15 protein-coding genes and 1 pseudogene are annotated in these 12805 nt (G+C 61.0%); 10 read left to right on the top strand and 6 right to left on the bottom strand.

Translation table 11 applies throughout. The annotated features are described in order from the left end of the window. Positions 1–78 precede the first annotated feature (78 nt). A complete protein-coding gene (locus tag AC19YR_RS11290) occupies positions 79–291 on the top strand; it encodes a peptidase inhibitor (protein ID WP_095108694.1) in 213 nt (70 codons plus the stop codon). Positions 292–361: 70 nt separating this feature from the next. Here AC19YR_RS11290 and rpmG read toward each other — a convergent pair whose 3' ends face one another. Continuing rightward, a complete protein-coding gene (rpmG, locus tag AC19YR_RS11285) occupies positions 362–517 on the bottom strand; it encodes a 50S ribosomal protein L33 (protein WP_003177274.1) in 156 nt (51 codons plus the stop codon). A 12-nt stretch (positions 518–529) separates the two neighbouring features. Further along, complete coding sequence (rpmB, locus tag AC19YR_RS11280) at positions 530–763, bottom strand: 50S ribosomal protein L28 (RefSeq protein WP_019410280.1); 234 nt, start codon at positions 761–763, stop codon at positions 530–532. A gap of 542 nt (positions 764–1305) precedes the next feature. Here rpmB and AC19YR_RS11275 point away from each other — a divergent pair. Beyond that, positions 1306–2889, top strand: coding sequence for an ABC transporter substrate-binding protein (locus AC19YR_RS11275; protein ID WP_095108693.1), 1584 nt, complete (start codon positions 1306–1308; stop codon positions 2887–2889). A gap of 14 nt (positions 2890–2903) precedes the next feature. On the opposite strand, the gene radC is transcribed toward AC19YR_RS11275, so the two are convergent. After that, entirely contained in the window at positions 2904–3578 is a 675-nt protein-coding gene (gene radC / locus AC19YR_RS11270; RefSeq protein ID WP_095108692.1) for a RadC family protein, read from the bottom strand. 131 nt (positions 3579–3709) lie between these two features. Between radC and coaBC the strand changes: the two genes are divergently transcribed. From coaBC to argB, 4 genes and pseudogenes are all read left to right on the top strand, one after another. Further along, positions 3710–4918: a bifunctional phosphopantothenoylcysteine decarboxylase/phosphopantothenate--cysteine ligase CoaBC gene (gene coaBC / locus AC19YR_RS11265; protein ID WP_095108691.1), complete on the top strand. Its 1209-nt coding sequence runs from the start codon at positions 3710–3712 to the stop codon at positions 4916–4918. A 4-nt stretch (positions 4919–4922) separates the two neighbouring features. Next, a complete protein-coding gene (gene dut / locus AC19YR_RS11260; protein WP_095108690.1) occupies positions 4923–5378 on the top strand; it encodes a dUTP diphosphatase in 456 nt (151 codons plus the stop codon). A 172-nt stretch (positions 5379–5550) separates the two neighbouring features. Further along, positions 5551–6927: pseudogene (locus AC19YR_RS11255) on the top strand (phosphomannomutase/phosphoglucomutase); the annotation flags it as partial. Between the two features lie 32 nt (positions 6928–6959). Beyond that, positions 6960–7865 (top strand): acetylglutamate kinase, encoded by a 906-nt coding sequence (argB, locus tag AC19YR_RS11250; protein ID WP_095108688.1) that lies wholly within the window; start codon positions 6960–6962, stop codon positions 7863–7865. A gap of 66 nt (positions 7866–7931) precedes the next feature. Here the strand turns inward: argB and pyrE are convergent, their stop codons facing one another. Next, positions 7932–8576 (bottom strand): orotate phosphoribosyltransferase, encoded by a 645-nt coding sequence (gene pyrE / locus AC19YR_RS11245; protein ID WP_095108687.1) that lies wholly within the window; start codon positions 8574–8576, stop codon positions 7932–7934. Positions 8577–8657: 81 nt separating this feature from the next. Between pyrE and crc the strand changes: the two genes are divergently transcribed. Further along, positions 8658–9437 (top strand): catabolite repression control protein Crc, encoded by a 780-nt coding sequence (crc, locus tag AC19YR_RS11240; RefSeq protein WP_095108686.1) that lies wholly within the window; start codon positions 8658–8660, stop codon positions 9435–9437. 71 nt (positions 9438–9508) lie between these two features. Here the strand turns inward: crc and AC19YR_RS11235 are convergent, their stop codons facing one another. Together AC19YR_RS11235 and rph are read right to left on the bottom strand one after the other, a co-directional pair. Continuing rightward, a complete protein-coding gene (locus AC19YR_RS11235) occupies positions 9509–9877 on the bottom strand; it encodes a DUF4870 domain-containing protein (RefSeq protein ID WP_095108685.1) in 369 nt (122 codons plus the stop codon). A 27-nt stretch (positions 9878–9904) separates the two neighbouring features. After that, positions 9905–10627 carry a ribonuclease PH gene (gene rph, locus AC19YR_RS11230; RefSeq protein WP_095108684.1) on the bottom strand — a complete coding sequence of 241 codons (723 nt, stop codon included), beginning with the start codon at positions 10625–10627 and terminating at the stop codon, positions 9905–9907. 217 nt (positions 10628–10844) lie between these two features. On the opposite strand from rph, the gene AC19YR_RS11225 reads away from it, so the two are divergent. The 3 genes from AC19YR_RS11225 to rpoZ all read left to right on the top strand — a co-directional run bounded on the left by AC19YR_RS11225 (position 10845) and on the right by rpoZ (position 12769). Beyond that, positions 10845–11708 (top strand): YicC/YloC family endoribonuclease, encoded by an 864-nt coding sequence (locus AC19YR_RS11225; RefSeq protein ID WP_500598472.1) that lies wholly within the window; start codon positions 10845–10847, stop codon positions 11706–11708. A gap of 10 nt (positions 11709–11718) precedes the next feature. Next, a complete protein-coding gene (gmk, locus tag AC19YR_RS11220) occupies positions 11719–12339 on the top strand; it encodes a guanylate kinase (RefSeq protein ID WP_095108682.1) in 621 nt (206 codons plus the stop codon). Between the two features lie 166 nt (positions 12340–12505). Next, complete coding sequence (rpoZ, locus tag AC19YR_RS11215; RefSeq protein ID WP_095108681.1) at positions 12506–12769, top strand: DNA-directed RNA polymerase subunit omega; 264 nt, start codon at positions 12506–12508, stop codon at positions 12767–12769. Positions 12770–12805: the final 36 nt, after the last annotated feature.

Below are 12805 nucleotides of genomic sequence, written 5' to 3'. Positions count from 1 at the left end.
CGAATATCGCAGGAAGCGGTATTCGCCGGTTGATCGATAGGGCGCTTCCCCATGAACAGTCACGCAAGGAAGCAAAAAATGCCCGATAACACATGCGATATTTCTATCGCTCAATACGCCATCGGTATGCTCGCCACCGAAGAGCTGCTCGCCGAGGTTCGTCAAAAGGCCAATGGAGCACAGGTAAGGTTCACCGGCCCACGATTCCCATCCACCTGGGATCGACGCCCAACCCGCATAAACCTGCAAACCGATGCCGACAAGATTATCCGTAGCATCAACTGCGGCTGAGTAAAAACAGGCAAAGAAAAAGGCCCGTATCTCGCGATACGGGCCTTTTTCTTAAAGGAGGCCAAATCAATTACTTGATTTTGCCTTCTTTGTAGATCACGTGCTTACGAACAACCGGATCATATTTCTTGATCTCGATTTTGTCCGGAGTCGTGCGCTTGTTCTTGTCGGTAGTGTAGAAGTGACCAGTACCGGCGCTCGAGATCAAACGAATCAATTCACGCATGATTTAGCTCCCTTAGATCTTGCCAGCACGGCGGATTTCGGCCAGCACGACAGTGATGCCACGCTTGTCGATAATACGCATGCCTTTGGCAGATACGCGCAGACGCACGAAACGTTTCTCTTCTTCAACCCAGAAGCGGTGATGCTGCAGGTTTGGCAGGAAACGACGACGGGTTTTGTTGTTTGCGTGGGAAATGTTATTCCCAGTCACCGGACCCTTACCGGTAACTTGACAGACTCTCGACATGCCTCAGCCCTCTAAAACCACATGCCCAACCCGGCATGGGTTGGCCGCTTAATCTCTCAGTCATTTGGCGCCAGGCGCCGCGTTTCTTTAAGGGTCTTACCGGCTACACCTACAAGCGAAGGAACCGGGCCCCTAGAAAAGAGCGCTGCTTTATACCAGAAAGACCTCAGAGCAACAACAGCCCATGTGATTTTGCTTTTGCACGACGGCTGCTTTATCGGCGCTAGAGCGCCCGCCAAACAACCGAAATACGCTGCGCCGCTCATCGCCCGAGGCGGTCTTGCGCCCGCCCGCCAAGGCCCGACCGCCATCACCGGAGTAAACGCCCTCCAGCAGCTGGGGCCCCACAACCATCGCAGGCGCCGTGCGGGAGCGATTCAACAAAAACAAAAAACCGACCAATGACCCGCGGTCGATGACGTAAATGCACTGCCCGAAACAAAATGAAAAATAGGATAGTCATTTCCAAAAGACGCCACTAGGGTAGGACTTTTCCAGACTGCGCGCGCAGATGGGCCCTCGATCTGCAAAGGACACCGAATATGCGTCTCGCCGCCCTGCCCCTGCTGCTGGCTCCGTTCCTAAGCCCGCTGGCCCATGCCGCCGCCCTGAGCGTGTGCACGGAAGCCAGCCCGGAAGGGTTCGACGTGGTGCAGTACAACTCGCTGACCACCACCAACGCCTCGGCCGATGTATTGATGAACCGCCTCGTGGACTTCGATACCGCCAGTGGCAAGGTAGTCCCCAGCCTGGCCGACAGCTGGGAAATTTCCCCGGATGGCCTCAGCTATGTGTTCAAGCTGCATCCGCAGGTGAAGTTCCATAAAACGGACTACTTTAACCCCAGCCGCGAGCTGACCGCCGAAGACGTGAAGTTCAGCTTCGACCGCATGCTTGATCCTGCAAACCCATGGCACAAAATCGCACAAAGCGGCTTCCCACATGCGCAATCGATGCAGTTGCCCGCGCTGATTAAAAAGATCGACGCCCTCGACCCTCTCACTGTGCGCTTTACCCTCGACCACCCGGACTCCACCTTTCTGGCCACCCTGAGCATGGGTTTCGCCTCTATTTATAGCGCCGAGTATGCCGACCAATTGCTCAAGGCCGGCACGCCCGAGAAGCTCAACAATCAGCCAATCGGTAGTGGCCCGTTTATTTTCACGCGCTTTCAAAAAGACGCAGTGATCCGCTACAAGGCCAACCGCGACTACTTCGCCGGTAAGCCTGCGGTCGACAACCTGATTTTCGCCATCACCCCCGATGCCAACGTTCGGCTGCAAAAGCTGCGACGCAATGAATGCCAGATCGCCCTCTCGCCCAAACCATTGGACGTGAACACCGCCCGGCAGGACCCGACGCTCAAGGTCGAGCACACGCCCGCATTCATGACCGCATTCATCGCCATCAATAGCCAGCATCCGCCACTGGACAAACCGCAAGTGCGCCAGGCGATCAACCTGGCGTTCGACAAAACCAGCTACCTCAAAGCCGTGTTCGAGGACACCGCCGAAGCCGCCAACGGCCCTTACCCACCCAATACCTGGAGCTACGCCAAGGAGTTGCCGGGCTATGGCCACGACGCTGCCAAGGCTCGGGAGTTACTGGCCAAGGCCGGCCTCAAGGACGGTTTCAAAACCACTCTCTGGACGCGCCCCTCCGGCAGCCTGCTCAACCCCAACCCCAGCCTTGGCGCGCAATTGCTCCAGGCGGACCTGGCAGAGGTCGGCATCCAAGCGGAAATCCGCGTGATCGAGTGGGGCGAACTAATTCGTCGGGCCAAGGCCGGGGAACATGACCTGCTGTTCATGGGCTGGGCCGGCGACAACGGCGACCCGGACAACTTCCTGACCCCGCAGTTTTCCTGCGCGGCCGTGCAATCGGGCACCAACTTCGCCCGTTACTGCGACCCAGGCCTGGACAAGCTCATCAGCGCTGGCAAGACCACCAGCGAGCAAGGTGTACGCAGCAAGTTGTACGAACAGGCGCAGACGCAAATCCAGCAACAGGCGCTGTGGGTACCCCTGGCGCACCCCACTGCGTTTGCCCTGACCCGCAAAAATATCGAAGGCTATTCGGTCAGCCCATTCGGCCGTCAGGACTTTTCGAAAGTCAGCGTCAAATGATGGGCGCCGCATCGTCACATCCAGCCGTACTCCACCATGGATATCGGGTCTTCGCCCCCGACGATGATGTGGTCCAGCACCTGCACGTCAACTAACTCCAGCGCCTCTTGCAGGCGCTTGGTCAGCACCCGGTCCGCAGGGCTGGGGTCGGCGACACCCGAAGGGTGGTTGTGGGCCAGGATCAACGCCGCGGCGTTGTGCGCCAGCGCCCGTTTGACCACTTGCCGGGGGTAGACGCTGGCGCTGTCGATGGTGCCGCGAAACAGCGACTCAAACGCCAGCACCCGGTGCTTGGCGTCCAGGAACAAGCAACCAAACACCTCATGGGGTTCATGGCGCAGTAACGCCTTGAGGTAGTCGCGCACTGCCTCCGGGCTCTCCAGTACCGATTCGCGCTGGAGCTTTTCTGCCAGGTGCCGGCGCGCCATTTCCAGCACAGCCTGCAATTGGGCGAACTTAGCCGGCCCAAGCCCCAGCTGTCGACTGAACGCCGGCAGATCCGCCTCCAACAGCGCCCGCAGGCTGCCGAATTGCAGGAGCAGGTGGCGCGCCAGATCGACGGCGCTCTTGCCCGTTACCCCGGTACGCAGAAAAATCGCCAGCAGTTCAGCATCAGAAAGCGTCGCCGCGCCGGACTCCAAAAGCTTCTCTCGCGGACGCTCCGCGGCAGGCCAATTGCGGATGCTCATAGCACCTCCTTGTGGATGGGCGCCGCTGTTCCATAGCGGTCGCTGTGTTATCGTAGCCCATCTTTTTTGCGCGTGATTTGGCCTGGGGAGGGACATCGCGCGCAGTCATCACTGAACTCAAAGGCAGGCCTATGCAGCGGCTGTATCGGAAACGCATTGTTCTGGGCGTTGGCGGCGGCATTGCTGCCTACAAGAGCGCCGAGCTGGTTCGCCGGCTCATCGACCAGGGTGCGCAAGTGCGTGTGGTCATGACCCGCGGTGGCAGTGAGTTCATCACCCCGCTGACCATGCAAGCGTTGTCCGGGCACCCGGTTCACCTGGACTTGCTCGACCCGGCCGCCGAAGCGGCAATGGGTCATATCGAACTGGCCCGCTGGGCCGACCTGGTGCTGATCGCGCCCGCCACCGCAGACCTGATTGCGCGCCTGGCCCAAGGCATCGCCAACGATTTGCTGACCACCCTGGTGCTGGCCACCGACGCCACCATCGCCATCGCCCCCGCGATGAACCAAGCCATGTGGCGCGACCCGGCCACCCTGGCCAACACCCAGTTGCTGGAAAGCCGTGGCGTGCGTGTGTTCGGCCCGGGCTCCGGGAGCCAGGCCTGCGGCGACGTCGGCATGGGCCGCATGCTCGAAGCCAACGACCTGGTGGACTGCGCTGCCAATTGCTTCCAGCGCCAGGCGCTGACCGGCAAGCACGTGCTCATCACCGCCGGGCCGACCCAGGAAAACATCGACCCGGTGCGCTACATCACCAACCACAGCTCCGGGAAAATGGGCTTCGCCCTGGCCGAAGCCGCGGTGGAAGCAGGCGCCCGCGTCACGCTGATTACCGGCCCCGTGCACTTGCCGACCCCGGACCGCGTCACCCGCATCGACGTGGTCAGCGCCCGGGACATGCTCGCCGCCTGTGAAGCTGCGATGCCGTGCGACCTATTCATCGCCTCGGCAGCAGTCGCGGACTACCGCCCAGAAGTGGTTGCCCCGCAAAAACTCAAGAAAGACCCTACAAACGGCGACGGCCTGTTACTACAAATGGTGCGCAACCCGGACATCCTGGCCAGCATCTCAACCCGTCCGGACCGCCCCTTCAGCGTCGGCTTCGCCGCCGAGACCGAACACCTGCTGGACTACGCCGCGCGCAAGCTCAAAGACAAGAACCTCGACCTGATCGTCGCCAACGACGTGGCCAACCCCAGCATTGGCTTCAACAGCGAGGAAAACGCCTGCAGCGTGATCGACCGCGAACTGCACGCCACCCTTTTCGCCCAGACCAGCAAGGGCAAGATTGCCCGCCAACTGATTGCTTTTATCGCCGACCGACTGAACCAGGTTTAACACCATGCACGCTTTGCAAGCCAAGATCCTCGACCCCCGCATCGGCAGCGAATTCCCCCTGCCCCAGTACGCCACGCCCGGCTCCGCCGGCCTCGACCTGCGCGCGATGCTCCAGCAAGACACCGTCCTTGAGCCGGGCCAGACCCTGCTGATCCCCACCGGCCTGTCGGTGTACATCGGCGACCCAGGCCTGGCCGCACTGGTGCTGCCGCGCTCGGGCCTGGGCCACAAGCACGGCATCGTGCTCGGCAACCTGGTGGGGCTGATCGACTCCGACTACCAGGGCGAGTTGATGGTCTCCTGTTGGAACCGTGGCCAGACCGCATTCAACATCGCCGTGGGCGAGCGCATCGCCCAACTGGTCCTGGTGCCCGTGGTGCAGGCGCACTTCGAGTTGGTCGAAACCTTCGATGAATCCCAGCGCGGCGCTGGTGGTTTCGGTCACTCCGGCAGCCACTGAGTGGCCCCGACCAGGCCACCCCAACCGCCGGGGTGGCCATTTCACACCACGAACTCTGTGGCGAAAACGCCGTCATACCCTTCAGTTTGAACCCGCCGGCGAGCCGTTCGTCGTCCCGTCCAGCAACCTTTGAGTTGGAGCAACCTCAGCGATGAGCCATGCAGCCCCCGTAGCACCTGCGTTTCCCGACAGCATCTTTCGCGCCTACGACATCCGTGGCGTGGTGCCCAAAACCCTGACCGGCGAAACCGCCTACTGGATCGGCCGGGCCATCGGCGCCCAGACCCTGGCCCAGGGCGAACCGCACATCTCGGTCGGCCGCGACGGTCGCCTGTCCGGCCCGGAACTGGTCGCGCAACTGATCCAGGGCCTATGCGACAGCGGTTGCCACGTCAGCGACGTGGGCCTGGTGCCCACCCCCGCCCTCTACTACGCGGCCAACGTGCTGGCGGGTAAATCCGGGGTCATGCTCACCGGCAGCCACAACCCGTCGGACTACAACGGCTTCAAGATCGTCATCGCCGGCGACACCCTGGCCAACGAACAGATCCAGGCCCTGCACACCCGCCTCAAGACCAACGACCTGACCCGTGGCGAAGGCAGCGTGACCCGGGTGCAAATCCTTGAACGCTACGCCGCGCACATCGTCGACGACGTCAAACTCGCGCGCCGCCTCAAAGTGGTGGTCGATTGCGGCAACGGCGCCGCTGGCGTGATCGCCCCGCAATTGCTTGAAGCGCTGAACTGCGAAGTCATCCCGCTGTTCTGCGAGGTAGACGGCAATTTCCCCAACCATCACCCGGACCCGGGCAAGCCGGAAAACCTCGTGGACCTGATCGCCAAGGTCAAGGAAACCAACGCCGACCTGGGCCTGGCCTTCGACGGCGATGGCGACCGCGTCGGCGTGGTGACCAATACCGGCAGCATCGTCTTCCCGGATCGCCTGTTGATGCTGTTCGCGCGGGACGTGGTAGCCCGCAACCCGGGCGCGCAAATCATCTTCGACGTCAAATGCACCCGCCGCCTCACGCCCCTTATCCAGGAATACGGCGGCCGCCCGCTGATGTGGAAAACCGGCCACTCCCTCATCAAGAAGAAGATGAAAGAAACCGGCGCCCTGCTCGCAGGCGAGATGAGCGGCCACGTGTTCTTCAAGGAACGCTGGTTCGGCTTTGACGACGGCATCTACAGCGCCGCGCGCCTGCTGGAAATCCTCAGCAAGGAAACGGCGAGCTGCGAAGACCTGTTCCAGACCTTCCCGAACGATATTTCCACGCCGGAAATCAATATCCATGTGACCGAAGAGAGCAAATTCAGCATCATTGACGCGCTGCACGACGCACAATGGGGCGCCGGCGCCAACCTGACCACCATCGACGGTGTTCGGGTCGACTATGCACAGGGCTGGGGCCTGGTTCGCGCCTCCAACACCACACCGGTGCTGGTGCTGCGTTTCGAGGCCGACAACGACGCCGAATTGCAACGCATCAAGGACGTGTTCCACGCCCAATTGAAACGTGTAGCCCCCAACCTTCAACTGCCGTTCTGATCGACTAATCCCTCGTTTTGCCGGAGCCCTTAATGACCCTCGAACGCGACGCCGCTGCCAACACCGCCAAGGTTCTATCCGAAGCGCTGCCCTATATTCGACGCTACGTCGGTAAGACGCTGGTCATCAAATACGGCGGCAACGCAATGGAGAGCGAAGAGCTCAAGACCGGCTTCGCCCGCGACATCGTGCTGATGAAGGCCGTGGGCATCAACCCGGTGGTCGTGCACGGCGGCGGCCCGCAGATCGGTGACTTGCTCAAGCGCCTGTCCATCGAGAGCCATTTCGTTGATGGCATGCGCGTGACCGACGCGCAAACCATGGACGTGGTGGAAATGGTCCTCGGCGGGCAGGTCAACAAGGACATCGTCAACCTGATTAACCGCCACGGCGGCAGCGCCATCGGCCTGACGGGCAAGGACGCCGAACTGATCCGCGCGAAAAAACTCACCGTCACCCGCAAGACCCCGGAAATGACCACGCCGGAAATCATCGATATCGGCCACGTCGGCGAAGTGGTCGGCATCAACACCGACCTGCTGAACCTGTTGGTCAAGGGTGATTTCATCCCCGTGATCGCGCCGATCGGCGTGGGCGCCAACGGCGAGTCGTACAACATCAACGCCGACCTGGTGGCGGGCAAGGTAGCCGAGGCCCTCAAAGCCGAGAAGCTGATGCTGCTGACCAACATCGCCGGCCTGATGGACAAGTCCGGGCAAGTCCTGACGGGCCTGACCACCCAGCAAGTCGACGACCTGATCGCCGACGGCACCATCTACGGCGGCATGCTGCCCAAGATCCGCTGCGCGCTGGAGGCGGTACAAGGTGGCGTCGGCAGTTCGCTGATTATTGACGGCCGCGTGCCCAATGCGATTCTGCTGGAAATCTTCACCGACACCGGTGTGGGCACCCTTATCAGCAATCGCAAGCGCCCTTAAGCCGCGGCGCATGCAAAAAGACCCCGCTCAGCCTGGCTGAGCGGGGTCTTTTTTTAACGGCGCCAATCAGACGCCGAACTGCTCGCGATAGGCCTGTACGGCAGGCAAGTGCTGCTTGAGCTCGGGGTCATCGGCCAAGAACTCCAGCACCTGGTTCAGCGACACGATGCTGATGACCGGGATACCGAAATCGCGCTCCACTTCCTGGATAGCCGACAACTCACCGTTGCCGCGCTCCTGGCGGTTGAGAGCGATCAGCACGCCGGCGGCCTTGGCGCCGTCCTGAGAAGCAATGATCTGCATCACCTCGCGGATCGCGGTGCCGGCGGTTATCACGTCATCGATAATCAGCACCTCGCCGGTCAACGGCGCGCCCACCAGGCTGCCGCCCTCACCGTGGGCCTTGGCTTCCTTGCGATTGAAGCACCAAGGCAGGTCGCGCCCGTGGTGTTCGGCCAAAGCCACGGCCGTGGTTGCCGCCAAGGGAATGCCTTTGTAGGCCGGGCCAAAGAGCACATCGAAGCCAATACCGCTTTCAACGATGGCGGCCGCGTAGAAACGCCCCAACTGGGCCAGTGCCGAACCCGAGTTGAAAAGACCTGCGTTGAAGAAATATGGGCTGGTACGCCCGGACTTGAGGGTGAACTCACCGAAGCGCAAAACCCCGCGATCGATGGCAAAACGAATGAAATCGCGCTGATACGCCTGCATGAAAAAACCCCAGATACCACGGCTTTAGCTAATTAGGTAGAGCTCGGGTATCATACACGCACGCGATTTTTGGGGCCATTTATGCGGATCATCAGTGTGAACGTCAATGGTATTCAGGCTGCAGTCGAGCGTGGTTTGCTCAGTTGGCTGCAAGCTCAGAATGCCGACGTCATCTGCCTGCAGGACACCCGCGCCTCCGCCTTTGAACTGGACGACCCAGCCTTCCAACTGGATGGCTACTTCCTTTATGCCTGTGATGCCGAAGTTCCCACCCAAGGTGGCGTGGCTTTGTATTCGCGGTTGCAACCCAAGGCGGTCATCAGCGGCCTCGGCTTCGAGACAGCCGACCGCTACGGGCGCTACCTGCAAGCCGATTTCGACAAGGTCAGCATCGCGACCTTGCTGCTTCCATCAGGGCAGAACGGCGATGAAGAGCTGAACCAAAAGTTCAAGCTAATGGACGATTTCGCCCGTTATCTGGACAAACAGCGTCGCAAACGCCGCGAGTACATCTACTGTGGCTCGCTGTATGTGGCGCAACAGAAGCTGGACATAAAAAACTGGCGCGACAGCCAGCAATCCCCCGGCTTCCTGGCACCGGAACGGGCCTGGATGGACGAGATCGTTGGCAACATGGGCTACGTGGATGCACTGCGCGAAGTCAGCCGCGAAGGCGACCAATACAGCTGGTGGCCGGACAACGAACAAGCCGAGATGCTCAACCTGGGTTGGCGTTTCGACTACCAGTTACTGACCCCCGGCCTGCGTCGCTTCGTGCGTAGCGCGCGCCTGCCGCGCCAGCCACGGTTCTCGCAGCATGCGCCGCTGATCGTGGACTACGACTGGACGCTGACCATCTAAGCATCTTTTCGCAGCCACAAAAAAACCGACATCGCTGTCGGTTTTTTTGTGGCCGTGAATCCTGCCGCAGCCTACTTGATAAGGCGCCAAGTGAAAGGGTAGCGATAAGCCACACCTTCGTTGGCCTTGATCCCGGCAATGATGGTCAGCACGAGTGCGCCAATCAGCACCAACGCCAGCAGGGCAAAGCCGATCAGCACGAACATCAGCAAATAACAGATGGCCGAGGCGATGGCCACGGTGATCTGAAAGTTCAGCGCTTCCTTGCCCTGGGCGTCGATGAACGGGTCCACCTCACGCTTGACCTGCCACAGGATCAACGGCCCGATCAGGCTGCCGAACGGGAACCACATCCCCAGGAAAGCGGAAAAGTGACAGAACATCGCCCACTGACGGACCTCGCGGCTTAAAGTCGGCACGGGTTGCAGTTCATCGCTCATCACACGCTCCTTAAGGGTGAGGCGCAATCAGTCGGCCAAGGCCGCTTTTTGCAATTCAAAGATTTCAGCCATGCCTTTTTTCGCCAACTCCAGCATGGCGGTCAGGTCTTCAGGCTGGAATGGCGCGCCTTCAGCAGTGCCTTGCACTTCGATGAAACCGCCGGTACCGGTCATGACCACATTAAGGTCGGTCTCGGCTGCGGAGTCTTCGAGGTAGTCCAGGTCCAGCACCGGCTCGCCTTGGTACATGCCCACGGACACCGCCGCGATCATCTGCTTGAGCGGGTCGCCAGCCTTGAGGCCACCACGCTTCTTGATGACTTTCAGCGCGTCGATCAAGGCCACCATGGCGCCCGTGATGGATGCGGTGCGGGTACCGCCGTCGGCCTGGATCACATCGCAATCGACGTACAGAGTCACATCGCCAAGCTTGGACATGTCCAGCGCGGCGCGCAGGGAACGACCGATCAGACGCTGGATTTCCAGGGTGCGGCCACCCTGCTTGCCACGGCTGGCTTCGCGCTGGTTACGCTCGCCAGTAGCGCGCGGCAGCATGCCGTACTCGGCGGTCAGCCAGCCTTGGCCCTGGCCTTTGAGGAAACGCGGCACGCCGTTCTCGACGCTGACCGTACAAATCACTTTGGTATCACCAAATTCGACCAGTACAGAGCCCTCGGCGTGTTTGGTGTAGTTGCGGGTAATGCGGATCGAGCGAAGCTGATCGGCAACGCGACCACTTGGACGTTTCATAGGGGAACACCTGTACGGGGACGGAAAACTGCCGAGCATTATAGTGCCGACCACGCCCACGGGGCACGCCTAAAAAACCGTGCTGTGACCGGTGGGCCACGCCCGGCTTGGGAGCATCCGCCGCTCTGCGCTACAATCCGGCCCCTTCAATGCCTGTTGGCCATCATTTATCCATCGGCCCCGTCCAGCGGCGGTTCCGAATCGCGAGGTACCTGCCATGGTGCACAGCATGACCGCCTTCGCCCGCGTCGAGAACGCCGGCACCCAGGGCACCCTGAGCTGGGAGTTGCGCTCGGTCAACAGCCGCTATCTGGAACCTCACCTACGCCTGCCCGAATCCTTTCGCGACCTCGAAGGCGCCGTGCGCGAGGCGCTGCGCCAGGGCGTATCGCGGGGCAAGCTCGAATGCACCCTGCGCTTTACCGAGGAAAGCACCGGCAAACCCCTGCAAGTTGACCGCGAGCGCGCCGCCCAACTGGTCGCCGCCGCCGAAACTGTGGCCAGCCTGATAAAACAACCGGCCGCCCTCAACCCGCTGGAAGTGCTGGCCTGGCCCGGCGTGCTGGTAGCCGACGCCACCGACCCGCAGGCCCTCAACGCCCAGGCACTGGCCTTGTTCAACCAAGGCCTCAAAGAACTCAAGGCCGGCCGCCAGCGCGAAGGCGCGGAGCTGGCACGCCTGATTCACGAACGCCTGGACGCCATAGAAGAAGACGTGGCGACCCTGCGCGTGCAGGTGCCACACATGCTCGCCACCCAGCGCCAGAAGGTGCTCGACCGCTTCGCCGACATGAAGGCCGACCTCGACCCGCAGCGCCTGGAGCAGGAAATGGTCTTGCTCGCGCAGAAAAGCGACGTGGCCGAGGAACTCGACCGCCTAAGCACCCACATCCTCGAAGTGCGCCGCGTCCTCAAGGCCGGCGGCGCCGCCGGTCGGCGCCTGGATTTCCTGATGCAGGAACTCAACCGCGAAGCCAATACACTGGGCTCCAAAGCCTTCGACCCGCGCAGCACCCAAGCGGCGGTCAACCTCAAAGTGTTGATCGAGCAAATGCGCGAACAAGTACAGAATATTGAGTAAGGCACCCTCCATGACCCACAGCACCGGCACCCTTTACATCATTTCCGCCCCTTCGGGCGCGGGCAAAAGCAGCCTGGTCAAGGCCCTCACCGACGCCAACCCGGAAATCCGCGTCTCGGTCTCCCACACCACCCGGGCCATGCGCCCCGGTGAAGTGAATGGCGTGAACTACCACTTCGTCGAACGCAGCGAGTTCGTGAAAATGATCGAACACGGCGACTTCCTGGAGCGCGCCGAGGTGTTCGGCAACCTCTACGGCACCTCGCAGAGCCACTTGCAGCAGACCCTCGACGAAGGCCACGACCTGATACTGGAAATCGACTGGCAAGGCGCCGAACAAGTGCGCAAGTTGATGCCCCAGGCCCGCTCGATTTTCATCCTGCCGCCCTCGCTGCAAGCGCTGCATCAGCGCCTGACCAACCGCGGCCAGGACAGCGACGAGATTATCGACGGGCGCATGCGTGAAGCCGTCAGCGAAATGAGCCACTACGTGGACTATGACTACCTCATCATCAACGACGAGTTCACCCATGCGCTGGACGATCTGAAAGCGATTTTCCGTGCCAATCAGCTCCAGCAAAAGCGCCAACAGCAGCGTTTTGGCAAGTTGCTCGCCGAACTGCTGGGTTAAACAGCACTTTCCAAAACGGCTGCAAGGGCCTTACATTGGCACTTGTAGCGCTTTGCCATGGCGAGCGACAAATCAGCGCTTCCCTAATTGCTGGTGATTTTTTAAACTGTTGAGTCCGCTCGCCCATTCGGGCTGCGCGCATATTGCATTTGCTACGAGGAATACCATGGCCCGCGTAACCGTTGAAGACTGCCTAGAACACGTGGATAACCGCTTTGAGCTGGTCATGCTCTCTACCAAGCGTGCTCGTCAATTGGCAACCGGTGGCAAAGAGCCAAAGCTGGCTTGGGAAAATGACAAGCCGACCGTAATGGCACTGCGCGAAATCGCCGCTGGCCTGATGAGCTACGCCGTGATCGCCGAGGCCGAAATCGTCGAAGACGAACCGCTGTTCGCAGCGTTCGAGGACGAGTCCAACGAGGCCGTCTAAGCCTATGCCCGGTCGACGTAGCACGGCGCAGGGTCA

The sequence above is a fragment of the Pseudomonas sp. MF08817 genome, assembly GCF_059862705.1.
Note: the sequence above shows the minus strand (reverse complement) of the source record. Positions and strands in the feature narration are given on the sequence as shown.